Source organism: Brevibacillus sp. (assembly GCF_003521185.1).
Lineage (GTDB): Bacteria > Bacillota > Bacilli > Brevibacillales > Brevibacillaceae > Brevibacillus > Brevibacillus parabrevis.
Map to the genome: position 1 here is coordinate 18,729 of NZ_DOTK01000095.1, position 24,124 is coordinate 42,852.

Genomic DNA, 24,124 nt, shown 5'->3' on the forward strand with positions numbered 1-24,124 from the left:
ATGGATGACATTGGAAGCCAGAATACCTGTCTGCTCTCCTGTCGTCAGCCATGCCTAGACCACTATTCCAAGGAGCTGATTCCTCCATGTCTTTGCGTCTGATCCCTTATCTTGTCCTGAACGGAAATGCAAGCGAAGCCATCTCGTTTTACGAAAAAGTGTTGGGTGCGCAAGTGCTTTACAAGCAGACGTTTGGCGAAATGCCGGAAAACCCTGAGTACCCGCTCCCGCCAGAAGCCAAAAATCTTGTGGGTCATGCTACACTGCAAATTGGCGACAGCGAATTGATGTTTTCTGACGCGTTTCCTGGACAACCTTATCAGTTAGGCGATCAAGTGACCATTTGCATTTCGCTGGAGGATAAAGCCGAGGCAGAACGCATTTTCGCAGCGCTTCAAGAGGACGGGCAGGTACATCTGCCTTTGCAGGAAACATTCTTCAGCCCTGCCTACGGCAACGTGCGCGACAAGTTCGGTATCACCTTCCAGATTTTCACTAAAGGCGAACAATAATCATCTAAGACCGTTCTGTTTCTTTGTCTGTAGATCATGACATGCCAGCCGTCAGAGCGAGTCGAAACGCGAGAATAACGTGTTTCGGCTCGCTCTCGTTTGTTTGCAATCCATACAGCTTTGCATTCCCTCCACTAGACCCACGCCTATTTCTTTTTCTCCTGATGATAGCCACGTTCTCCATACGGCTGAAGCTTGTCGAGCCATTTTTGTTCCAGTTTCTCCAGCTCATCCTTTTCATCAAAATATCCGTCTTCCTTCTTTTTCAAAACCTCCAACACTTCCGCAACGAACGCCTCTTCTCCGTACTCATCCCACTCGCTTTGCAGTTGCTTGTTCATATGCGAGCCGAGTTTGAGCGTGAACAGTTTTCCGTTCATCGTTTTAAGATTGCGGGTACTGCAAATCCACACTTTTTGATTAAGGGTGTTTTTGATTTGATACACGCCCGCCTCTGTCTTCGCTTCCTTAAACGTCTGTTTCAGTTCGTCTTTGCGATTCATCTTGGTTTCTCCTCACTTTTCACGAGCTACACCTGACCTGCAGCCTGTAATAGTCTTCCATCCGTTTTTCTGCCTGTATACTTTCCTCAAGCTCCCTCTCTTCCAAAGAGGGGCGCGGATGGCTCGATAAAAAACAAACAAATTAATATTAAGTTTATATAATAATAAACATAAAAACAAAACGTTTGTCAATCCTAACAAAAAAGTGTTGCTTCTCGCGGAAAACTCAGATAGACTTTGCAGTAATTTCGAAAAGGAAAGAGGAAAAGAACATGAAAATCTCCGCTACGTCCGAACACAAGCCTGTCGTGGTATCAGAAAACTACGATCGAGTGGACGGCCGTCATGCCAGAAACACGGATGTCCAAGCGCTCTCGCTCGGCTTGACTCGGGAAAGTGACCATAAAAAAGCCGCTATCACAGCCAAGGTGTGGAAAAGCGCGGGAGAAAACGGGGCAAGTCAACCGGAGGAACTCCCGCTCCATCGCGTTCTTGATCTGTCGCTGCTGCTTTGCCGGTCGTTGGCTCATTTTCACGATGCATACAGATATGAGCATTTTTACGATCCGCAAAAGCCCGTTATCGACAGGATTGCCCTGCAAGGCGATGCGTTGAACGTCGCAATCTGCACAGACAACGAAAGTCTCCATGAAGACATCAAGCAGTTCAGCCAAATTTTAAGCGACGACGGGGAACTGATCGGCGAGCGTCTGCGCTCATTGGCAAAAGTTTTAAGAGACATGGGCTATTAGCTTTGTTTAGCCGCAGTTACCCCTGTTTTCATCGGAAGGCTGGTCAACGGGACATTCGTACCCGGCTAGTCGAAGACACGTTTTCCCTCGAAGAAGCGGTACACGCCGCGAGTGAAGCATGGATGATCGGCGATGCCACTTGCCTGCTCCCGCTTGTCGCTGTTGAAAAAAGGCACAAAGCAGAGCAGCACGCCGCATGACGACAATTTGGAGGAACATGGAATGACAGAAAACAGACACGATTATTTATCACCTGATAGACAGTTGACTGATGAAGAAAAAGCACTCGTGTGGAAAAAGCCACCTACCCATCAAGTCAGCGAAGAAGAGCGGCGCATTAGTGACGAAGTCAGGCGCAACTGGCATCGCGGGGAAATGAAGATCGCCAACATTTTGCTGGAGGGCGATGCGGGTTCTGGCAAGACTCAACTGGCAAAAGCTTTATCGGCGAATTTCGGGCTTCCGTACACGAAAGTCACTTGTTTTGCCGATATGGATAAATCAGATATTATTGGAGCTATTTTGCCGGTGATTTCTTCTGAGCGCCTAAACAATTTGCAGCCTGCGCAACAAACCGCCTTAACAGCTCTCTATGAAAACGAAGGATTGGCAAGCGGAACGGAAATTTTGATGAAGGCATTGGGGATTTCCGGGGAGCAAGCCGCCAAAATGATGAAGCAATTAGGGAAGCTTGCCGCGGAAAAGAGCGATGGGGAAGCGATTGAATACCGATTTTACCCTTCTGAAATCGTCAGAGCCTATCAAAAGGGCTATCTTTTGGAAATCCAGGAACCGAACGTGATTCGCGATGCTGCGGTGTTAATGGCGCTAAACTCTGCCCTGGAGCTGGATGGGAGCATCAACCTTCCAACGGAAATCATCCGCAGGCACCCGGACTTCATCGCCGTGATCACGACAAACCGCAGCTATGCCGGAACAAGACCGTTAAACGAGGCACTGCGCGACAGAGTCCAGCATACGGAAAAGATGGATCTGCCGACAAAAGAGGTCATGATCGGGCGCGTCAAGGCCAAAACGGGCTTCCAAGATGAAGAAATGCTGTCTCTCTTAGCGAATGTCATTTTGCTATTGGACAAAACGGCACGAGCCAATGCGATCAAGGGTGTGGCGGGAATGCGTTCGTTCTTTTACTGGGCAGATGCGATTGCCAACGGCATTTCTGCAAAAGCATCGCTTTACCACAAGGTCATCTACAAAATCACGACCGATCCGGAAGAAATTCAGCTTTTGGAAGAAGCACTTGCCCAGCATGAATTGTTTGCCCGTCTGGAGGCAGCCTCTTCTGGTGAGCTAAAAAAAAACGAAACTGGGACGATGCCATAGAAATCAAGACATCCGGGGAGATTGACGACGCTGCTTTTGACACAGACCAGCCACGGGAGCAAACAGGAATCGCCTTGAAAAAATCGGCTGACAGTGACAACAACTCTTCGCAAGTCTCCGACGATCCTGCTCAAATCGAGCGCTCCACTCCGGGGGAAGACGGCACCCCTCGCTATCATCAGGCAAACCCCGAGTCTGCCTCAGAGGAAGCGAAGCAACAGGAGCGCGATTTCCGCAAAAAGCTGAATCAGGCGGCACGAGAGGTCATTTCCGATTCGATTCATCGAAAAGTGAAGCTCATCGTGCACCGCCCTGACTACGATCAGGAAAACCAGCAGGAGTACGTCCGCCTGAGCAAAGGACTCATGCCCATCGTACAACAGCTTGCCAGAAAGACACTTCCCTACTTGGAGCATGAGGTCACTTCCGACTTTGCGCGGAATCGTTACTACGGCAGCAAATTTCAAGCGGACAGCGTTGCCTACAAAGACTACAAATATTTTGCCAAGAAACGCCCGCCAACGGAATCGCCGTCGCTTGTCGTGGGTCTGCGGGTGGACGAATCCGCGTCGATGTCAGCCTTCGGGAGACTGGAGGCGGCCAAACGGGCGGTCATCGCCGTCTATGAATTTTGTCAGCTTTGCCACATTCCTGTGTTGATCTACGGGGATACGGCGGATGTGTCCCGCTTGGAGCAAATGTCCGTCTTCGCCTATGTCGACCTGGACAAAACGGACGCCACTGACCGCTTCCGGCTGATGCGGATTCAAGCCAGAAGCAATAATCGCGACGGAATGGCACTGCGCATTATGGCGGAACGGCTAGTCGTCTGCCCGCAACAGACCAAATTGTTGATCAGCATCAGCGACGGACAACCGAAAGCGCTGGACGACTATACCGGAAGTCATGCGGTTGCCGATATGCAGCAAACGATCCAGGAGTACGAACGAAAAGGAGTCGCCTTCCTTGCAGCGGCGATCGGCCAAGACAAGGAGGTCATTAGTGAAATTTACGGAAAGGAACGCTTTTTGGATATGACAAATTTACACGAGTTTCCTGCAAAGCTGGTTCGAATGATTGCCCGGTATTTGTAACTTGCCTGAAAACTCAGCTGACAAAGGCTTTCCGGGTATAAGCGGGGAGCCTTTGTTTGTGTTGCGCTTTTGCAAAGAAAAGCTTGGCAAAAAGAAAAAACCAGAACCTCTAGGGTCCTGGCTGGTGGGCAGAGCATTTCACGACTTATTGCTGGTTGTTGTCTTGAGACATCAGTGAAACTGGGCGTTGCGGAGTGAAAGTGGAGATCGCATGCTTGTATACTAATTGTTGCTTGCCTTCGCTATCAATCACAATCGTGAAATTATCGAACGCTTTAATATACCCGCGCAATTGAAATCCGTTCACAAGGTAAATGGTAACCGCGATGTTTTCTTTCCGCAAATGATTCAAGAACGTATCTTGAATGTTGATCGTCTGTTTCATGTACACTACCCCCTAAAAGGACTTGTATGTTATATATTCGGCAATTGTTGAAACTTTCCTGCCAATATCTGCTTGATAGTTTCCACTGAGTTCGCTTGACAAGCCGGATCGGTCATGTCAAACCACTGGATTTCCGGCATACGGCGGAACCACGACAGCTGTCGTTTGGCAAAATGGCGCGTCCGCTGCTTGATGTCATTGATCGCCTTTTCCAACGTAATTTCACCGTACAGATAAGGAATCAATTCTTTGTAGCCCAAGCCTTGCATCGACACCAGCGAGGCGTCGTAGCCTTTGTCCAGAAGTCCGCGCACTTCCTCGATCAGCCCCGCTTCGATCATCAGCTCGACGCGACGATTGATCCGCTCATACAAAATGGCGCGATCCATCGTGAGTCCGATCATCACCAGTTCGTATGGGGAGTGCTGTGCTCGAAGCTGAAAGTCGGACATTTTGTAGCCCGTACTCTCATAAATCTCCAAAGCGCGAATCACCCGCTTTACATCGTTCGGATGCAAACGCTCAGCCGTTACAGGATCGACGTCGGCCAATCTCGCGTGCAGCGCATCCACGCCTTCTGTATCCGCCAAACGCTGCAACCTTTCCCGCAGCTCTGGATCTTGCGTGGCTTGTGAAAATTGAAAACGATGGGTAACCGATTCTATGTAGAGACCCGTACCGCCTACGATAAACGGAAGGCCGCCTCGCCCATTGATCGAGCTGATCAGTTGGGTAGCGCTTTCCTGAAACATCGCGACAGAATATTCTTCGTCCGGATTTTTGATATCGATGAGATGATGCGGCACCAGTGCCAATTCGGCTGGCTCCGCCTTCGCCGTCCCGATGTCCATGCCGCGATACACTTGCATGGAATCCCCGGAAATAATCTCGCCGTTGAACTGCTGGGCCAATTCCAGACTGAGTTGGGTCTTGCCGACGGCTGTCGGTCCAACAATGACGACTAGCTTTTCTCTCTCTTGCAAAGTCACTCCCCTCCACCTGTCTCTTTGTAACTGTACACGACCTGCTGGCCGCGAGAGCGAAATGGCGTGAAACCAAAGCGCTCGTGGATTTTGCCTGTTTTCCCTTCCTTCATCACCACGCGTCTTCTTGCTACGCGAAGTGCTTCTGCAATCGCTTCTTCTGTCAATGGCTGCGGGTTGGCAAACTCCCGTACCCCAGCGATGCCTGCCGAGCTTTCCACCGTCATTTCAAACATCGGATCGAAATAAACGACATCGAAAGAGCGGCTTGGCAATCCCTGCATGACTTCCAAATGGTTCCCGCACCGCACTTCAATGCGACGCATGGCTGTCTCCAGCTGTTCCGAGTCAGATGTCCAGTGCTTGAGCCCGTCTTCGACCATGATGGCCAGCACCCGTTCCGATTCGATACCGACTACTTTCCCGTTAGCTCCTGTCGCATGGGAAAACACAATCGCGTCAGCACCCAATCCAAGCGTAGCATCCAACACTTCATCACCTGGCTGAATTTGGCAAGCAACAAGCATAGTATCAGTATCGCCGCGCAACAGCCGCTTTATACGAAAAGCGGAAGTGTTCGGGTGAAAAACGAAAGGCTTTTTCCCCGGTACCTCCAGGCGCGCTCCTTGCGCTGAAACAACCAGTACCTCGTCGTCGCCATGCCGTTTTCGCAGCTGACTGAGAGAAAGGTCGCCTCGTCTGACTGTCTGTACGCCGAATGTCTCAGCCAAATGTACAGCGTGTCGCAAGGTTTCCTCGGCAGGCTCAAGTCCCGTCGTCACAATCACGTATCTGTTTCCTTTCCGTACGTCTACGCCTCTTCAGGACGGAAACTCTTTTATTGTAAGCAGGATTAATTTGGCGGTCAAATAGAATCTGAGCCAAACTCCCTCTCTTTTCTTATCATATCATGTTTTCCTTCGTCCGTTGCGAGCTTGTGAATTTTTTTACAAAGAATGAATGTACGTAAGCCAAACAGGCCCATAGCGGATTGGGCCTGTTTGGTGGCGATCGCCTTTTCAACGATTGGCGAGCTGGTGATTTTAGTTGTACACGAGACTTCCCGTAATCGCTTCTTCGTTTTCGTTTCCGGCTTCATCGGCGAAAATGCCTGCTGTGAGTTTGATTCGAATGTTCGATCCTTTCGGCACAGTATCCAGCGTAATGTCGAGGTGCTCCTCCGATACGACAACACGATCCTCTTCGCCAAAAGCCTGGTCAGCTCCCCCATCAATCGAGTAGGAGAGATTTTGCAAAACGTCCTGTCGGTCGACCTGCAAACGGGCAGCTTCGCCGAACAGCAGCCGGATTTGCAACTGTGGCTGGTAGAACAAGGTGGCTTTTTCGCTTTTCGATGTTTGACCTCCTGCAAGCAGCACCCGTCCATCTTGCAAAAGCGCTGCGCTCGCTCCTTCTCTCGTCATCGTCATATCGGCTGCCTTGCTCCAGCTTTGCGTCTGCGGGTCGTATATTTCCCCGGACTTCAAATAGGCGCGTTTGGACATGCCGCCTGCTACCAATACTCTGCCATCCGCAAGCGCAACGGCAAACGGTTTGAATCGCTCGATGCGCATCGGCTCGCCAGGCTCCCACGAGTCCGAGTCCGGGTCGTAAATGGTGGTTGTTTTCCATATCTTATCCGGATTGCCGGCAGGATCTCCGCCAACCACAAGGACTCTGCCGTCTGGCAAAATCGCTGCGCCCGGACCATAGCGAACCTCGTCCATCTGGGCAAGACTCGACCATTCATCGTTTTTCACACGTACCGCTCGCCTGTCGCCACCATTCCGCCGCCAATCACGAGACTACATCTCCATCCGCCAGGACAGCCAACGCCCCGCCGAATCGGTCGTCGTTCATCGGCGTTCATCCGAGGGGCGGTATTAGCAAAATGCGTGTTTGCACTACATGACGCGCTTGAACATTTTCTCCAAATCATAGCCAGTAAAGTGAATTACAATCGGCCTGCCGTGCGGACACGTAAACGGGCTGCTCGTCTCGCGCAGCTGATTCAGCAGGCTCTCCATTTCGGCGTGGGTCAAAAAGCGATTGGCTTTGATCGATGCTTTGCACGACATCATGATCGCAGCCTTTTCCCGCATTTGCACAGGATGGGCCTGCCCTTGCTCTCCCGCCTCCAGTACGAACTGAATCAGCTCTTCGATAACTTCCAGCTCGGCTCCTTCCGGGAACCAATGCGGGTGCGCCCTGACGATGAACGTGCGCCCGCCAAAAGCTTCTACTTCCAAGCCGAACGATTGCAGAAGCGACAGCCGTTTTTCCAGTCTGGCCGCCTCCGCGGTCGTGAACTCGACCGTGTGCGGAAACAGCATCATCTGGCTGGCCACACCTTCTTCTGCCAGCTTGGCCATGAAATACTCGTAGAAGATGCGCTCCTGGGCGGCGTGCTGGTCGATCAAGTACATCCCTTCATCGTTTTGGGCGACGATGTACGTTCCATGCACCTGTCCGACCGGATACATGACCGGAACAGCCGACTGCACGCGCTCCTCCGCTACAGGTGCGGCGTTCTGCTCTGGCTCGCTCGCTTGCTCTGCATCAGGTTGAGCAAGTGGAGCAGCCATGCCTTCAAGTGGGGCGGCAGAACCAGTCGTCCCTTCAAGCGAAGCAGAAGGACTAGCAGAATCACTCGTTCCTTCAAGGAAAGCAGAAGGAGCGGTGGCAACAGATACGGGCGCGACCTTCTCGAACACGCTCCCTGAAGCGGCGGCCTGCTCTTGTTGTGCCTGCTCTTGTCCTGTTTTCTCTGCTTGTGGAGCAGAACTCGCCAGCCCTTGCTCTTGCTCTGCACGCGGATAAGCTTCGGAAGCTTCCTGAACCTTCCTGCTTTGGGCAACCGGCAAAAGCTCGCTTGCCGCTTCTTTTTGCAACGGCAACGGCTGGCTTTGCTCCTGCCGCGCCATCCACTCTTGCAGGCGCGGGCTGGCTTCCACAAGTGAACGCGTCTGCGTCTCCGCGGCTGGCTTGGCAAACGTCAAGTCAAACTGCGGCTGGACGACTTGCGTGGTGATTTTCGCCTTTTGCGGTGTCTCCATCGGACGAACGATGCCCAAACCTTGCCGGAGCGTCGTTTTGACGGATTGCTCGATTGCCGTACACAGCTCGTCCTCTTTGCTGAACCGCGCCTCCAGCTTGGCAGGATGGACATTGACATCGACAAGCGTCGGGTCCATCTCGATTTGCAGCGCGACGATCGGGAACCGTCCGATCGGCAAAAGCGTGTGATAGCCGCGCATGATCGCATTGTTGAGCGAATAGCTGCGAACGTAGCGACCGTTGACCAGTGTAGAAAGGTAGGAGCGGTTTGCTCGCGTTACCTCCGTCTTGGACAAAAATCCGTTCCAGCGGAAATCGAGCGTTTCCCCCGAAATCGGAATGAGAAGCTTGGCAATCTGTACACCGTAAATCGCCGCCATGACGTGCAGCAGCTTGCCGTCCCCCGTCGTTTGCAGCAAATTTTTCCCGTTGTGCGTCAAAAGAAAGGAAATCGACGGGTGAGTCAAAGCGAGCCGATTGACGTAATCCGAGATATGCCCAACTTCTGTGGCAATCGACTTCATGTATTTCAACCGGGCAGGTGTATTGAAAAACAAGCTGCGGACACATATTTCCGTCCCTTGCACTGCTGCCGCGTCTGCCACTTCGCTGACTGCGCCGCCTTCGACGAGCAGCCGCGTACCGATCTCGCGGCTCGATCGGTTGCTCGTCAGCTCCATCCGAGACACTGCGGCAATACTCGGCAAAGCTTCGCCGCGAAAGCCGAGTGTGCGAATCCGGAACAAGTCGCGCTGGGTGCTGATCTTGCTCGTCGCATGGCGTTCCAATGCCAGCAAGCAATCGTCCCGATCCATGCCGTGTCCGTTGTCGACAATGCGGATCAGCTCCAGACCGCCTTCCTCCACATGAATCTCAATCGAAGTGGCTTTGGCGTCAATCGCGTTCTCGACCAGCTCTTTGACGACAGATGCCGGACGTTCCACCACTTCACCCGCCGCGATCATATTGGCGAGCTGCTCATCAAGCACTCGAATCGTTCCCATGCGATCCTCCCCTCCGCCCGAAGCTTATTTTTTCTTCAACTGTTGTTTCCACGCGAACAGCTTCATCATCGCATCCATCGGTGTCGTCTGATTCAGGTCGATCTCACGCAAATCGCGCAAAATCTCTTCTTCCTCCGACGACAAAAGCGACACAGGCTCCTCGCGCACAGCGGCAACTGGCGCGGACCAGAGCGACTCTAGCGACATCTGCATGTCGGAAGCAGCCGAACTGGTTGCTTCCAGCCCTGCCAAAATGCTGCGTGCCCGCTCGATGACCCATCCAGGCATTTCCGCCAGCTCCGCCACGTGAATCCCGTAGCTTTTATCTGCCCGGCCTTCTTCGATCTTGTGCAGGAACAACAGCTTGCCGTCTCGCTCCTCGCAGCGGGCGTTCACGTTGACGACGCCTTTCATCGTCTCGGCAAGGCCCGTCAGCTCGTGATAGTGCGTGGAAAACAGCGTCTTGGCACCGATCCGCTGGCAAATGTACTCGATGACCGCCTGTGCCAGCGCCATGCCATCGTACGTAGAAGTCCCGCGACCGATCTCATCGAGCAAGATCAAGCTTTTTGCTGTCGCCTTTTGCAAGGCATGTCTCGTCTCCAGCATCTCGACCATGAACGTACTGTGACCGCCGACGAGGTCGTCAGCCGCTCCGATCCGGGTAAAAATCTGATCGACAATCGACAGCTTCGCTTCTTTTGCCGGGACGAAACAACCGATTTGCGCCATGACCGTAATGAGGGCGATTTGGCGCATATACGTGCTTTTACCAGCCATGTTCGGTCCCGTGATCAGCAGCACTTGACGCTCGTCCTGGTTCATCCTCACGTCGTTCGCCACGTATTTCTCCCGCTCCAATACGGCTTCCACAACGGGATGGCGGCCGTCCACGATCACGTATTCCCCGTCATCGACAAGCTGCGGGCGCACGAATCCGCGCTCGTCACTGACCGTAGCGAAAGCCTGGAGAACGTCTACAGAGGCAATCCGTTCGGCAAGGCTTTGCAATCTCGGAATGTGCTTGGCGATTTCGCTGCGGACGGCGGCAAACAGCTGGTACTCCAGCTCAATCATTTTTTCCTCTGCTTCGAGAATGAGCGCTTCCCGCTCTTTCAACTCGGGGGTTATGTAGCGCTCTGCGTTGGCGAGCGTTTGCTTGCGCTCGTAACGGCCCGCTGGCACGTTGGCAATGTTGGACTTGGATACCTCGATGTAATAGCCGAACACTTTGTTGAATCCGACTTTCAGCGAGCGAATCCCTGTCGCTTCCCGTTCGCTTTGCTCCAATTGGGCAATCCACGTTTTTCCGTCGCGGCTCGCCGAGTGCAGCTTGTCCAAATATTCATCGTAGCCTGTGCGAATCATTCCGCCTTCCCGCACGGAGATCGGCGGATCGTCGACGAGCGCCGACTGCAAAAAGCTGACGAGGTCTGCGCACTCATCCATGCCGCGGGAAAGCTCCTGCAACACGGGCGCTTTTGTCTGCTCCAAGTACGCTTTCAGCTCAGGAACTGCCGTGAGTGACAATCGCAGCTGAATCAGGTCGCGGGCATTGGCGTTCCCATAGGAAATCCGCCCAGCCAGCCGCTCCAGATCGTACACGTTGTCCAGGCAAGTCCGCAAATCGGAGCGCAGCAACAAATCGGCTTTCAGCGCCTCTACCGCTTCCAGTCTGGCATCCAGCTCCGCGCGTCCGAGCAGCGGCCGCTCGATCCATCTGCGCAAAAGCCGTCCGCCCATCGCGGTTTGCGTCCGGTCCAACAGCCACAAGAGAGAACCTTTTTTCGTCTTGTCGCGGATCGTTTCGGTCAGCTCCAGATTTCTTCGGGAAAAGCCGTCCATTTGCAAATATTGCTTGCTGTCGTAGCGCTTCAAGAGCCGCATGTGGGCGAGACTGCGCTTCTGCGTCGTGCCGATGTAGTAGAGCAGCGCGTTGACGGCCGAGCGCATGGAGACATCCAGCTCTTTCCCTGTTTCGGGATACTGGTTGTCCACCGCAAAAGCATCCAGCTGGTGACTCTCTACAACCGTCGTCGGCAAAGCTGTCTTGGGCAAAGCTTCGACACCGCAGAACACCAGTTCTTTCGGACGGTATTGCAGAGCCTCATCCAGGGCCGCCTCCATCTGGCCGAGCACGGATGTGACGTACATTTCTCCTGTACTCATGTCGCATGCAGCAATTCCGACGCGGCCGTCCAGCGCTGCCAAGGCAGCCATGTAGTTGTTTTCCTTGTCGGTAAGCCATTTGCCCTCCATCATCGTGCCGGGCGTAATGACACGGGTCACTTCGCGGCGAACGACCCCTTTGGCTTCTTTCGGGTCTTCCACCTGTTCGCATACCGCTACCTTGTGACCTTTTTTCAACAGTTCCGCTATGTACCCATCCGCAGAATGATGCGGCACGCCACACATCGGAATCCGTTCATCGCCACCACCCTCGCGTCCGGTGAGCGTAATTTCCAGCTCGCGGGACGCGAGAATAGCATCGTCAAAAAACAGTTCGTAAAAGTCGCCTAAGCGAAAAAATAAGAAAGTATCCGGATAGTCTTTTTTGATAGCCAGATACTGCTGAATCATCGGGGTATATTGCGCCATTTTTTCTTCTCCTAGCCTTCCAATCTCGACGCTATTATACCATGTTCCTCCCATGATGTTGATGCTCGATTCGCGGCAAAAAATTCACAGAAGATTCCAGGCACTTCTCAGGTCGAAATCGCAAAGCCATGTCTCGCCTCGCAGCAACAAGTCAAAATATTGCTCCAAGTGTATTCGCGAAAGCGCGTAGCCAGGCAACTCTCGCAATTCTTCGCGGATTTGCTTGACGTACGGCTCCAACGTTTCTTTGTCGCCGCGATAGTAAGCCTTGACCAGCGGCAACTGCAAATGCGGGGTCGCTTTCAGCTCGGCATGGCTCATCATGACCAGTTTGGCCAGATGCAAAACTCCACGCGCGATGACCGGGTGCACCAGCCAGCTTGGCAGTGTCCGGTATTCGAAGCCGTACGACTTTTCCCGCACATCGCCCAAAAAGCCGTAGCGATGTCTGCGCTCGATGCAACCCGGATCTTCAATCAGCACGAGCGGCAACGCCAAGTACGCATCGAGCTTGCGCCGCAAAGAAAACGTAGGCGTCATCCCGCCGAAGTGAATGTGTCCGCCAATCGGATAGCCGGAAAAAGGCATCCCGCCCGCCAGCCACTCCACATCCTTGTGCGGGATTTTTTTCCCTGCGAGCCGCAACGCTTCGTAAATATGCAGAAACAGCTCGTCAGGGTCTTCCGTTGGGGCGGGGCGCAATTCGGCTACAGGATGCTGATGCAGAGCCAAATCTTCCCGGTAGCGGGTCGTGTCGCACCCAACCGTCCCGTTGATTTTCAAAAAATCAGAGGCGAGCGCCATCTCGCCTGTCGCCCGGCGCAAGGAAAACTCCGGGTCCGCTCCCATTTTGTTCAGCTCTTGCGGCTGCTTGCTCATGCGCTCCCGCCACCACTCTCGCGCACGCTGCATGTAAGCGTCTGCCTTTTGCGCAGGCCAATCCGGTTCCACGCGAACGACCTTCGCCCGATGAGAAGACGCTGCCATGACGGTCACTTGCCCCGCTTCGGCACCGACCGCATACAAGCTGCGCACGGCCAGCGCTTTTACGACTTGCACCTCCGGATCGGAAGAGGGAAACGGAACTGGCTCAAAGTCCGGCTCTTCCAGGCGATAAAGCAGCCATTGCGGGTGTTCCAGGCTCCGCGCGACATCGAGCACCAGGTCCTGGTACAAGCAAAGCTTGTAGGTCCGCCATCCAGGCGGTGTCGTGCGCCCGGAAGCCACAGGCAGACCACTCGTTTTCAACAGCCAGCGCCCGATCTCGGGACGGTGCAAAAAGGCGACAGCCTCTTTGGCATTTGCCGTCATTGGCTGCGAAACAGCGCTCTCCTGCAGTCCCTCCCATGCCCTTCCTCGCGTGCGTACCATGCTTTCCACTCTCCCATGCTGTATTCTTCGTTATCATATGATCGCGCCCAGAGAAGAGTGAGAGCCTAGCCTATACCGCTTTTTCCCGATAAAAAAAGAAAAAGAGGAGATATCTCTCCTCTTTAGTCAAGCTCATCGAGCATGCTGGCTGAATCAAAGTCGTCGAATTCATCACTGTTTTCTTCATAGTCGCCAATCAGCGTGAAGTCCTTGTCATCGCAGTTATTGCATACCACTACGCAGACTTTGGTTTCTCCAATGATTTCAACGGCAAATTCGCTTTCAACCCTGACTGTGATGGTACCTCCAGCACTCAACTCGGCTTTTACGCACTTCGGCTGTTCCACGGCGCGAGCGACAATTTCCAGATCGCCTCTGCAGTTTTTGTCGAAGAACGTAAGCGGAACGAGTACGGAGAACTTGACAGTTTCCCGCTTGACTTCGGTTTGCGTGTTATTGGCAAACGAGAACCACAGGTTGACGTCATACGTACCAGATACTTCAACCGCGTCTCCGACTTTCTCTGCCTGGAAGTTCGTGTTTATAATCCAGCATCCGAGGATCGTCGAAGGAGTTTGCGACGGTATGATGGTGTGGGTGGTAGTAGAGAATTTATGGCCTTTACCGCAGACAGCTTTCGCGATGAGTTCCCGGCACTGTAGATCTTTGTCTGTACCCGACATTTCGTTACCTCCTCCATACAACGTTTCTGTACATTTGTATGCAGGGCATTCGGCTAGGGTGCAAACACCCACCTGAAATTGGGTGCCTCGTTTGGGAACTCACGCGTAGCAACGTTTTGCGCGTTGGATGCTACCTTACGAGCAGCAACCGCCACTATGTTTCTTTTCCGGTCCGCCGCCAGTTTCGCCTGTCAGCGGATTTCCGCCTGTATCCAAAATAATACGCTCGGAAACGGTGTTCGTGATGACATTCGTCACCATTTGCAACAGATCGTTCACATCGACCTGCGATTGCTTAAATTCGGTGACGAGCGGAATCGCATCCAGCTCTTCTTGCAGCTGGTTGTACTCGGCTTCTACCTTTTCCACCAGTTCCTTTTTATTGATCGATTCGAACATGACCATCTGCTTTTGTTTTTGCTTCAGCTTGTCGATCAAGTCCTGCACGCGTTCATTGTGCTTGATTTGCAGCTCGGCACGCTTGAAGAAATCGACTTCATTCGTGCGGGAGATCATGGCAGCCAGTTCGCGCGCTTTGTCCAAAATTTCTTTTTGTGTGTACAGGTTTGTTTGTTCCATCTTCTACACCTCGACTTTGGTTACGAGTTCGCCATGAAGCGTCCACGTTTTCGCATCTGTAATTTTGACATGCACATATTGACCAATCAAAGACTTGTCTGCCGTGAAGTGCACGAGCTTGTTCGTGCGCGTGCGGCCAGCCAATACGTTCGGGTTGTTTTTCGATTCGCCTTCTACCAGCACTTCCAGAACCTGATCCTGCAGCTTTTTGTTCTCTTCCAGGCCGATCCGGGCCAGCACTTCGTTCAGACGGTAGAGGCGCGCTTTTTTCACTTCCATCGGCACGTTGTCTTCCATGACAGCAGCCGGAGTGCCCTCGCGCGGGGAATAGATGAAGGTATAGGCAAATTCATACCGGACTTCTTCGACCATCGAGATCGTCTCTTCAAACTGCTCGTCGGTCTCGCCCGGGAAGCCTACAATAATATCTGAAGAAAGGGATACATTCGGAATCGCAGCCTTGATTTTGCGTACAAGCTCCAAATAGTGCTCCCGCGTGTATTTGCGAGCCATGCGCTTCAAAATCTCCGACGAACCGGATTGGACTGGCAAATGAATTTGCTCCACCAAGTTTCCGCCTTTTGCCAACACTTCAATCAGGTGATCGTCAAAATCGCGGGGATGGCTCGTCGTGAAACGAATGCGCGGAATGTCGATTTTGCGAATCTCGTCCAAAAGATCGCCGAAGCCATACTCGATGTCTTCAAAGTCTTTTCCGTAGGCGTTGACGTTTTGGCCGAGCAGCATAATTTCCTTGAAGCCTTGGCGGGCGAGGTCACGGACTTCCGCGATGACGTCTTCCGGACGGCGGCTCCGCTCTTTTCCTCGCGTATACGGCACGATGCAGTACGTACAGAACTTGTCACAGCCGTACATGATGTTGACCCATGCCTTGGTGTTTCCTTCCCGCTGCTTCGGCATGTTTTCGACGATGTCGCCTTCCTTGGACCATACCTCGATCACCATTTCCTTGCTGAACATGGCATCGCGCATCAGCTGCGGCAAGCGGTGAATGTTATGCGTCCCAAAGATCAAATCGACTTGCTGGTAGCTTTTCAAGATTTTGTTGACGACCTTCTCTTCCTGGGACATACAGCCGCAAACGCCGAGGATCAGGTTCGGATTGTTATGCTTGAGCCGTTTCATATGTCCCAGCTCGCCAAACACTTTATCCTCCGCATTTTCGCGGATGGCACAGGTATTGAACAAGATGACATCCGCCGCTTCCACATCGTCTGTGGAAGTGTAGCCCATCTGCTGCAAAATGCCGGAGATCGTCTCGGAGTCATGCTCGTTCATCTGACAGCCGTATGTGCGAACGTGATAACGCTTTCCTTTTCCGATTCCTTGCATGTCTTCCGGGATCGCGAAATCGTAAAGCACCTGGATTTCTTCTTTTCCCCGCTTTTTCGCATCTTTCAAGGACGGGGGCTGAAAGTATTTCGCAAAGTCCGCCGTTGTTTTCGGTGACTTGGCGGATTTTAAGTCCGGAGTCGCCACTTTCGATTCCGTCATCATGTATCACCTCAGCTAGTATTTTCTTTATAAGTAACCAATAAAGAATTATAGCATTTTGGTGCATACAAAAGCCAATGCATAATGAGGCAAAATATGTACGAAACGAACGGAATCGTTTCGAAAAGGACGCTTTTCAACAGCAGCTTTTCGATGATTAAACATGCAAGTTTGCCGGGCATTCGCTATTCGCGAAACGAAAAGCTGCTCACTGTATAAAAGCCAAAATGGTGCAAGCTGCCTTCTGCCTATTCGACAGTAATGACCCAGCCTTTTTGCCTGACGATTCCCTGACCTTTTCCCTAAGAAGCTTCCCCGCGCTCCTGCCGTTTCCGCGGACGGCCTCCGTCTTTTTTCCTAATTTTCCCGAATTGACTTTGTCCCTTGCAACATTCCCCGCCCAGACGTCGTCGAAGAAGGCAGCTACCAAAAAACACGAGCAAAATTGAGGAGGTCAGCATGAAACGAGCATTCGCCTTACTTCTGTCGGTGTTGATGTTCCTGACTGCCATCCCTTTTGTCGGTGCCGCTTCGACTTCATTCTCGGACGTTCCCCGCAGTCACTGGGCGTACAAGGAAATCACCGAAATGGCAGCAAAAGGGATCATCAAAGGATATGACGACCGGACTTTCCGTCCCAACAATCAGGTAACCCGCGCAGAGTTTGCCAAAATCATGATTGCGGCAGCTGATGTCAACATCCAGAAAAACTCCGTCAGTCCAACGTTTAAAGATGTTCCCCGTTCCCACTGGGCGTTTTATTACGTCGAGTACGCAAAGCCTTACTTGACTGGCTACAAATCCGGTTCCACCTACACGTACAAACCGGATCAATCCGCCGTCCGCGAAGATATTGCGGTCGCTCTCGTTCGACTGCTTGGCTATGACAAAAAATACAAGGCGGACCTGGATCAGTTGAAGAACTTCCGGGATCAAAACGAAATTTCTTCCGCCCTGCGTCCGTACATCGCCATCGCCCTGCAAACTGATTTGATGAAAGGCTACAACAGCTACTTCCGCCCGCAAGACCCGATCACTCGCGCAGAAGCTGCTTCCTTGCTGTACCGGGCCATCCTGGACCGCGACGACGAAACAAAAGTCGTCTTCCCGAACCCGGAACCGCCAAAGCCTGAACCGATCAACATCAGCGACTCTTTTTCCAGCACAGATCTGAAAAACTGGGATACGAAAAAGGCTACCGGAAGCTGGGGCGTCATCAGCAAGCAAGCAACGGCTGTTTCCGACGATGACGACGTCGACCACTACTTCCTGCCGCTCAGCTGGAATGAATCCGCCAAACCGGAAAATTACGAGCTGAGCATCGATGTAAACGTATCGGGTACGAATGGATTGGCCGGACTTTTCTTCAACGGAAAAGACGGAAAAGCCAATGTCGTGTTCGTCCAAAAAGATCGCGTCGTTCTCGGCAAAGTGTCAGACGCCAACAAAGACGACATCGATGTCATCGCATCCGGTTCCTACAAGTTGAAATCGTCCAACCGCCTGAAGGTAGCTGTCAAAGGCAACACGGTTTCGATTTATGCGAACGATCAGTATTTGTTCGGACAGCAACAAATCAAGCAAGAAGGAACACAGCTTGGTCTGTACATGCAAGAGGATGCGGCAGAAGAAGCTCCTCGCAAAATGACTTACCTGGACAATTTCCAACTGAAAGAAGTGAAGTAACCCCCATACACCCGACACGCGCCTCTCTGCTTGTCGGGTGTTGTTTTTCTCAGGCTTGTCTGCAAGCTTTTCCCATCCAGAAAAAAGGGGGGCGAAAACCTAGAAATGTACACGGTTCAGTTGTATAATGATAGCTATTCTTGTCCTGTGAGGAGCCTTTTTCATGTCATTTTCTGTCAATCAGCCTTTCCACTGGATGGATTCAGGAATTTATCAAGGGCAACCGCTTGAACCGTTGTATCGCGACGAGGCTTTGGCGGCTGGTATGCAACGGGAATCTGCTGTACCGATCATCCACCTTTGGGTATACGATCAGGCTTTGTATCTGGGGCGCAGAGACGCCAGACTCCCCCATCTGGAGCAAGCTCTGCACCAGTTCGGTCAGGATGGCTTCGGCTGTGTGCTGCGATCTTCCGGCGGCGCCTGTGTACCGCTGGATGCTGGTGTGCTCAACATCGCCTGGCTCTTGCCCGATACGGCAATCTCCATCGATGCTTTCTTTGCTTTTGTAGCCGACATGCTTCAAGTTGGGCTGCGCGACTACGGCGAGCTGGAATTTGGCGAGGTCGTCGGATCTTACTGTGCCGGAGAGTACGATTTTTCCTTGCACGGGAAAAAAATCGGGGGAATGGCGCAGCGCCGTACCCGCTACGGATCGATTTTGCAGATTTGCATTAATATAGAGGAAAGACCGCGCGGGGAATGGATGGAGCGTTTTTATGCGCTGGCCGGACTGGATGAGATGGAAGCGCACAAGCCGATTCCTGGCATCGTTGGCTCGACGGTAGGCAGCATTGCCGGACTGACCGGGAAGCCGACTACTGTCGACGATGTAAAAGCGCGTTTGTTCGCTGCGATTCGTTCCCAGTGGCCTGTCATCTCTGTTCCTTTTTCCGTAGAGGAGTCGTTGCTGGCCGAATCGGAGCATCATCTGTCCCAGCGCTTGCAGCTTTTCTCCTTTACCGCAAAAGAACTGGCTATACCCCAATGGCGTTTGCCTAAATAAGCTTTTCCATCTGGAAAATCAGGTGGTGTAGCCGGTGAGACTTTGGGAGGATTTATGAATAGCGATCGAAAGGGGACGTTTCAGGATCTGAATGCCCTTTTTGTTTTTGGAGCACTCTCTGTACTTGCGATTCACATTCTCGGTTTTTTTGTGGAAAACCAGCAAGACTATCCTTGGAATGGCGAAATCGAAACCGTTCTGCTCATTTTGTTGCGCTTCGGGCGCTCTCTGTTTATTTTTGCGACGGGCATGCTGCTGTTTTACTGGTATCAGCAACGGGAGATGAACTGGGCTGTCTTCTGGAAAAAGCGTTTTCGGGTCATCATTGTGCCGTACGTGATCTGGACGGCGATCTTCACCTGTTTCAAGCTCCAGACGGTTGATCCGAGCGTGTTGGCTGTTCCGTTTTTGGACAGCCTTTTTACCGGCAGCGCCTTTTACCATCTGTACTACATCCCGCTTTACTTGCAGCTGTGTCTGTTGTTTTGCCTGATCAAGCCATGGTTTGAGCGATTTTTGCGCTTTCGCACGCTCGTTGTGCTTTTTGTTGGACAAATCGGCTTGTACGGGATTTACAACTACTTGTTCATCCACCCGCTCTGGGAAATCGACTGGGCAGCTTCACCGCTTTTGACTTTTTTCCAGCATACGTATGTGGCTGGACAAAACTACGTGCATATGTACATCTTCACGTTCGCCCTCGGTGCGTACGCTGGCCTGAATCTGGAGAAATGGCGAGCCTGGACATGGCGTTTGCAAGTGCCTGCCTGTATCGTCACGCTGATCACCGCGCTCTGGATTGCAAACGATTTCGTGAGCGGCTCGAAGTCGTATTACGAGAGCCTGAACATCTTCAATCCGCTCTATTTGCTCTATACGACAAGCTTTCTGATCAGCTTTTACTCGCTTTCCCGCTATCTCGGAAAGCTGCCCAAGTTCGGGCAATGGCTATCGGACATGGCCCGGCAAAACATGGCGATCTATCTCGTCCATCCGCTGATCTTGTTTTTGCTTGAGAGCTATGTCATTTTCCGGCTGGATTGGTCCACGCCTTGGATTATGCTGGCGATGTTCGTCGTGACGCCGCCGCTCTGTATTTTCCTGTACGAGCATACCCTCGTCTCGCACTGGATGCGGGGAAAAGGCAAGGCGACATCCAAGCCGCTTTACAAGACGGAAGTTTACAAAGCATAGCGCCCCGCGTTTGCTTTCCTCCAAACTCCTAATGTAATCAAAGGCTCCTTCTTGCATACTAGAATCAGGGACAATTGTTCCACACCTCGATTCTTTGCCTGGCAAACTGCCGGGCTTTTTTTGTGTAGATCTACCGCTGGCACCGCACTTACGGTATCATAGAAGAGGATCACTGGCAGCGCATTGGCTGCCGTAGACGACAGAAAAGGTGGTCGATCTGATGAATCAGGAAATTCCATTGTTACATACTCCCATTAAAGAGCTTATTATCGCTTCCACTAAGGTCGCTCATGTGCAATTGGGGAACTCACTTGAGCACGCCCTGCTCGTCCTCATCAAATCCGGTTACTCGGCTGTTCCGGTACTGGATCACCAATACCGTTTGCACGGTTTGATCAGCACAAACATGATTATCAACAAATCGCTTGGACTCGAACGCTTCGAGCTTGAAAAAATCTCCGAGCATACCGTCGATGATGTCATGGACACGAAAGTGCCGCGTCTGAACGATACGGATGAATTTTTAAAGGCTTTGGAAGTCTCGATTAATCACCCGTTTGTCTGTATTGAAGACAAGGAGCATTACTTCCAAGGAATTTTAACGCGCAAATCGATTTTGGCTCTGGTTTATCGCCATTTCCGCAACTTGCCGTACCCATTGGCCGAACAGCAGTCGGCACAAGAGAAAGCTTGACGTTGCATGCAAAAAGACGGGGGCCAGCGCCGCCATCCTTTTCGTTCTCCATCAGCTTTTCCCGTCATTCCTGTTTGCGGTGATCGTGCTTCAGGTCCTTCTCTTCCCATCCCCGCTTTTTCCCTTCGTCTGTGAGCACATAACCGTACTGCATCACATCGTTGTGAGCGAAATAGATGTAGGTCACTTCCGGCTCGTCCACAAAGACGACTTCCGCTAAAAAGCTCGGCAGCTTCTTGCTCCATACCCCTGTTACCGACTTGATCTGCTCTGGCTTGTAATGCGCTTCCTCTACCAAATATGTTTTCACGCGCTCGGCGTAGGCGTACTTGTTGTATTCGACATAAACAAAAGGCGTCAGCACGAGCAAGAGCACAACGACCAGCACAATCCACCACACGTAGCGTTTCATTCACAGCTTCTCGCTTTCTCTTTTTCCCAAGATTATACATAGCTGCTCTCTTTCGTCAATACGTGTCTTGCTTTTCCCGCCAAAATGAAAAAGCAGACGTTGCTCTCGCAATGGTCTGCTTTCCAGCGTCAACCGTGCAGCCGCAAGTATTGGGCCGCATGTTTTTTTCTGAGCTTTTGCTCCTCGATCAATGTCAATGCATACTCCATCGGATGACGATACGTCTGCTTGAACATCGCTTTTTCCCCTGCTTTGAAAAAGGAATAGCGCTGATCGCGCACATTGACCTCGATCAAATACGGATTGCCTTTCTCGTCGATCCCCATGTCCATGCCAAGGTCGGCCAGAGAAGGAAAATGACGCCCGTACTGCTTCGCGATCGCTACTGCCGCGTCATTGATTCGCTGGACCGTCTGCGCTTGTTGTTCAGGCGTGAACAGGGTCGACACAGCCTCCGAAAAAGGAACCGCTCTTCCGCCCCGTGAAAGGTTGCTCAGCTTGTTTTTGCTGTTGGCCACTTTGGCAACCATACCGCTCACTGTCCAGTCCCGCTCCCTGTTTTTTTGCACCGATACACGGATGTCAAACGTTTTTCCTCCGTAACGCGCCAGCGGAATCCCGCGCTGGATGAGAAAGCGCTTGTTGCCGACCCAACGGCGGACAGCCGCCAACAGTTCGGGGCGTGACATCACTTTGCGTTTTTTCGAAGCGATAAAGTGGTAGTCGCTGCCGTGTCGCTCGATTCTGGCTACTCCGATGCCGACAGAGCCAATCGACGGCTTGACGTAGACAACTTGGTATTTATCGAGAAACTGGCGAAGCTGTTCTCCTGAATAGGGAACCGTGTTAGGCAAGTATGGACGAATCTGCTCATTTTTCCAAAGCATCTGGTGGACCTTGCGCTTGTCGCGGACAACGAGGCCGTTAAAGACCGTCTTTTTCCTGCTCAATCTGGAAATGACGGCACGGGCCTTTTGATCCCCTGTCAGGACGCGATTATGGATCACTTTCGGTATATGGACCAATCGGGAAACGAGTCTGTGTCCGTTCCAAAAATAGCCCTGCACCCGTTCATCGCCTGCAAGGACATGCCTGGGGTGAAAAAAGACAGGCTCCAATCCGAGCTCTTTGCCGATTTCCACATAGTACGGCAGACGCTCGTAAGACTTGTCTCCTTTGATCCCTTTCTGCATAATGCCCCAATCCAACATAATGCCGATTCTGTTCACAAAAGATCCCCCTTGCTCCATTCCTCACCATAAGGTATGTGTGAAAAACGGCAGGGGCGTGCCTATTTTGCGAACAGCAAGCCTATTCCAGTTCCAGACAATTTTCTCGTACCCGTTTCGTAATCTGTCGGAATATGCGCTTGCCCGGGAAAGGGAAATGAACTCATTGCCCCCGGCGTTCGATCGCCAGCAAAAAGGGAGCCTGGTTTTGCTGGTTGACGTACTGGTATTTCAGCACGAGAAACTCAAGCTGGCTGAGTTCCTGGCAAAAAGACTCGACGGCTTCCTTCTCGACTTCGCCTGCTGTGTGGCCCCAGTAGATCATGACAGTCATGACTCCCCCTGGTCGAAGCACTTGCAGACCAGACTGGATCGCTCGAATCGTGCTCGTCGCTTGCGTCGTAATTTCTTTGTCGCCGCCTGGCAAATAACCGAGATTGAACATGATCGCACCTGCTTGCCCGTCCAGTCGGTCGATCTCCTCGTGACTGGCCAGCTTCAGCTCGACGCGCTCTGCCAAGCCTTCGCGCTCCAATCGCTCTTTCGTTTTGGCAATCGCCTGTGGCTGAATATCAAAAGCGATGACTTTCCCGGTCTCCTGGACGAGCTGCGCCAGAAACATGGTGTCATTTCCGTTGCCCATCGTGGCGTCAATCACCGTTTCTCCCGGTTGTACTCGCTCGCGAATCAGTTTTCGTGCTACCTCTAATACATTTGGAAACACTGCCCTCTCTCCTCTCTTTGTGTCGCACACGCCGCTTATAGTTCGATTTTCAATCCAATCCGGGCCGCATAGACGGGACCTGCCACAAACGCCTCTGCCTGCGCCAGTACGTCGCTCTCCGGATACCCGTGAAACAGATGGGTGATCAGCAAAGAACGACAGTGGTGCGCTTGCGCCAACTCCGCTGCCTGGCGAACGGACAAATGCCCGTTTGGCCTGGAAGGCAGATTATGATCCAAATAAGTCCCTTCGCAAATGAACAGGTCTGCCCCATCGACAAAACCGCTCCAGTTGGTGCCAGGCCCGCTGTCTGCGCCATACACCAGCGTCTTGCCGTTTGCCACAAGGCGCATCGCATAGCAAGGATCGCCGTCTCCATGGTCGGTACGCAAAAAGGAGATGTGCGCATCTCCAATGGACAGGCTGGTCTCCGCGTGAACCGGGAAAAAGCGGGTTGCGTCCCGGTACGTCAACGTTTTTGTCTGTCCCTCTGGCTTGTCTGGAGCATAGATAGGAAGCGGCTTGTCGGCAGGCCGCTGTCCAAACAGTTGATGAACCATCAAGCCGTACTGCAACACACCGACATCTGCCACATGGTCGTGATGATAGTGAGACAATAGCAAGGCATCCACTTCGTAAACAGGCAAATGAACGCCTAACTGGGAAAGCACCCCGCTTCCGCAATCCAGGAGCAGCTTCACTTCCTCTGTTTCGATCAAATAGCCTGGAGTGGCACCCTGAGGGCCTGGGTAAGGAGATTGGTAGCCAAGTACGGTTACGCGCATATTCGGTTCACTCC

The 24,124-nt window shown here is 52.3% G+C and carries 23 protein-coding genes; 8 read left to right on the top strand and 15 right to left on the bottom strand.

Features of this window, described 5'->3' with window-relative positions:
• The first annotated feature begins 86 nt into the window (after positions 1-86).
• Positions 87-512 (top strand): VOC family protein, encoded by a 426-nt coding sequence (locus tag DEP07_RS27460; protein ID WP_173596517.1) that lies wholly within the window; start codon positions 87-89, stop codon positions 510-512.
• 146 nt (positions 513-658) lie between these two features.
• Here the strand turns inward: DEP07_RS27460 and DEP07_RS27465 are convergent, their stop codons facing one another.
• Positions 659-1,015, bottom strand: coding sequence for a GIY-YIG nuclease family protein (locus DEP07_RS27465; protein ID WP_173596516.1), 357 nt, complete (start codon positions 1,013-1,015; stop codon positions 659-661).
• 272 nt (positions 1,016-1,287) lie between these two features.
• Between DEP07_RS27465 and DEP07_RS27470 the strand changes: the two genes are divergently transcribed.
• The 3 genes from DEP07_RS27470 to DEP07_RS27480 all read left to right on the top strand — a co-directional run bounded on the left by DEP07_RS27470 (position 1,288) and on the right by DEP07_RS27480 (position 4,205).
• Complete coding sequence (locus DEP07_RS27470) at positions 1,288-1,767, top strand: DUF6530 family protein (protein ID WP_122965279.1); 480 nt, start codon at positions 1,288-1,290, stop codon at positions 1,765-1,767.
• 222 nt (positions 1,768-1,989) lie between these two features.
• On the top strand, positions 1,990-3,111 hold the full coding sequence (locus tag DEP07_RS27475) for an AAA family ATPase (protein ID WP_274875369.1): 1,122 nt from the start codon (positions 1,990-1,992) through the stop codon (positions 3,109-3,111).
• Positions 3,112-3,185: 74 nt separating this feature from the next.
• Positions 3,186-4,205 (top strand): vWA domain-containing protein, encoded by a 1,020-nt coding sequence (locus DEP07_RS27480; RefSeq protein ID WP_122965278.1) that lies wholly within the window; start codon positions 3,186-3,188, stop codon positions 4,203-4,205.
• Positions 4,206-4,350: 145 nt separating this feature from the next.
• On the opposite strand, the gene hfq is transcribed toward DEP07_RS27480, so the two are convergent.
• The 10 genes from hfq to miaB form a co-directional block, all read right to left on the bottom strand.
• The gene (gene hfq, locus DEP07_RS27485; RefSeq protein ID WP_063227534.1) at positions 4,351-4,590 is read right to left on the bottom strand and encodes an RNA chaperone Hfq; all 240 of its coding nucleotides are present in this window, start codon (positions 4,588-4,590) and stop codon (positions 4,351-4,353) included.
• Between the two features lie 29 nt (positions 4,591-4,619).
• Positions 4,620-5,579, bottom strand: a complete 960-nt coding sequence (gene miaA, locus DEP07_RS27490) for a tRNA (adenosine(37)-N6)-dimethylallyltransferase MiaA (RefSeq protein WP_173596514.1) — start codon at positions 5,577-5,579, stop codon at positions 4,620-4,622.
• On the bottom strand, positions 5,576-6,361 hold the full coding sequence (locus DEP07_RS27495; RefSeq protein ID WP_287103274.1) for a class I SAM-dependent methyltransferase: 786 nt from the start codon (positions 6,359-6,361) through the stop codon (positions 5,576-5,578). The genes miaA and DEP07_RS27495 overlap by 4 nt, the downstream gene beginning before the upstream one ends.
• 255 nt (positions 6,362-6,616) lie before the next feature.
• Positions 6,617-7,333 carry a Kelch repeat-containing protein gene (locus DEP07_RS27500; protein ID WP_287103275.1) on the bottom strand — a complete coding sequence of 239 codons (717 nt, stop codon included), beginning with the start codon at positions 7,331-7,333 and terminating at the stop codon, positions 6,617-6,619.
• Positions 7,334-7,477: 144 nt separating this feature from the next.
• The gene (gene mutL / locus DEP07_RS27505; protein WP_287103276.1) at positions 7,478-9,634 is read right to left on the bottom strand and encodes a DNA mismatch repair endonuclease MutL; all 2,157 of its coding nucleotides are present in this window, start codon (positions 9,632-9,634) and stop codon (positions 7,478-7,480) included.
• A 24-nt stretch (positions 9,635-9,658) separates the two neighbouring features.
• Entirely contained in the window at positions 9,659-12,232 is a 2,574-nt protein-coding gene (gene mutS, locus DEP07_RS27510) for a DNA mismatch repair protein MutS (protein WP_122965273.1), read from the bottom strand.
• A gap of 84 nt (positions 12,233-12,316) precedes the next feature.
• Positions 12,317-13,603: a putative amidoligase domain-containing protein gene (locus DEP07_RS27515; RefSeq protein WP_229049698.1), complete on the bottom strand. Its 1,287-nt coding sequence runs from the start codon at positions 13,601-13,603 to the stop codon at positions 12,317-12,319.
• Between the two features lie 122 nt (positions 13,604-13,725).
• Positions 13,726-14,286, bottom strand: coding sequence for an outer spore coat protein CotE (gene cotE, locus DEP07_RS27520; RefSeq protein WP_063227541.1), 561 nt, complete (start codon positions 14,284-14,286; stop codon positions 13,726-13,728).
• A gap of 135 nt (positions 14,287-14,421) precedes the next feature.
• The gene (locus DEP07_RS27525; protein WP_063227542.1) at positions 14,422-14,865 is read right to left on the bottom strand and encodes a RicAFT regulatory complex protein RicA family protein; all 444 of its coding nucleotides are present in this window, start codon (positions 14,863-14,865) and stop codon (positions 14,422-14,424) included.
• A 3-nt stretch (positions 14,866-14,868) separates the two neighbouring features.
• On the bottom strand, positions 14,869-16,380 hold the full coding sequence (gene miaB / locus DEP07_RS27530; RefSeq protein ID WP_122965271.1) for a tRNA (N6-isopentenyl adenosine(37)-C2)-methylthiotransferase MiaB: 1,512 nt from the start codon (positions 16,378-16,380) through the stop codon (positions 14,869-14,871).
• Positions 16,381-16,839: 459 nt separating this feature from the next.
• Between miaB and DEP07_RS27535 the strand changes: the two genes are divergently transcribed.
• The 4 genes from DEP07_RS27535 to cbpB all read left to right on the top strand — a co-directional run bounded on the left by DEP07_RS27535 (position 16,840) and on the right by cbpB (position 20,960).
• Positions 16,840-18,066, top strand: a complete 1,227-nt coding sequence (locus DEP07_RS27535; protein WP_122965270.1) for an S-layer homology domain-containing protein — start codon at positions 16,840-16,842, stop codon at positions 18,064-18,066.
• 163 nt (positions 18,067-18,229) lie between these two features.
• Entirely contained in the window at positions 18,230-19,072 is an 843-nt protein-coding gene (locus tag DEP07_RS27540) for a lipoate--protein ligase family protein (protein ID WP_122965269.1), read from the top strand.
• 54 nt (positions 19,073-19,126) lie between these two features.
• Positions 19,127-20,266 carry an acyltransferase gene (locus DEP07_RS27545; protein WP_173596508.1) on the top strand — a complete coding sequence of 380 codons (1,140 nt, stop codon included), beginning with the start codon at positions 19,127-19,129 and terminating at the stop codon, positions 20,264-20,266.
• 220 nt (positions 20,267-20,486) lie between these two features.
• Positions 20,487-20,960, top strand: coding sequence for a cyclic-di-AMP-binding protein CbpB (gene cbpB, locus DEP07_RS27550; protein WP_122965267.1), 474 nt, complete (start codon positions 20,487-20,489; stop codon positions 20,958-20,960).
• A 64-nt stretch (positions 20,961-21,024) separates the two neighbouring features.
• Here cbpB and DEP07_RS27555 read toward each other — a convergent pair whose 3' ends face one another.
• The 4 genes from DEP07_RS27555 to DEP07_RS27570 all read right to left on the bottom strand — a co-directional run bounded on the left by DEP07_RS27555 (position 21,025) and on the right by DEP07_RS27570 (position 24,110).
• The gene (locus DEP07_RS27555; protein WP_287103277.1) at positions 21,025-21,372 is read right to left on the bottom strand and encodes a DUF3139 domain-containing protein; all 348 of its coding nucleotides are present in this window, start codon (positions 21,370-21,372) and stop codon (positions 21,025-21,027) included.
• A gap of 128 nt (positions 21,373-21,500) precedes the next feature.
• Positions 21,501-22,601, bottom strand: coding sequence for a YheC/YheD family endospore coat-associated protein (locus tag DEP07_RS27560; RefSeq protein WP_122965265.1), 1,101 nt, complete (start codon positions 22,599-22,601; stop codon positions 21,501-21,503).
• A gap of 163 nt (positions 22,602-22,764) precedes the next feature.
• On the bottom strand, positions 22,765-23,325 hold the full coding sequence (locus tag DEP07_RS27565) for a tRNA (mnm(5)s(2)U34)-methyltransferase (protein ID WP_063227550.1): 561 nt from the start codon (positions 23,323-23,325) through the stop codon (positions 22,765-22,767).
• A 35-nt stretch (positions 23,326-23,360) separates the two neighbouring features.
• The gene (locus DEP07_RS27570) at positions 23,361-24,110 is read right to left on the bottom strand and encodes an MBL fold metallo-hydrolase (RefSeq protein ID WP_280648469.1); all 750 of its coding nucleotides are present in this window, start codon (positions 24,108-24,110) and stop codon (positions 23,361-23,363) included.
• Positions 24,111-24,124: the final 14 nt, after the last annotated feature.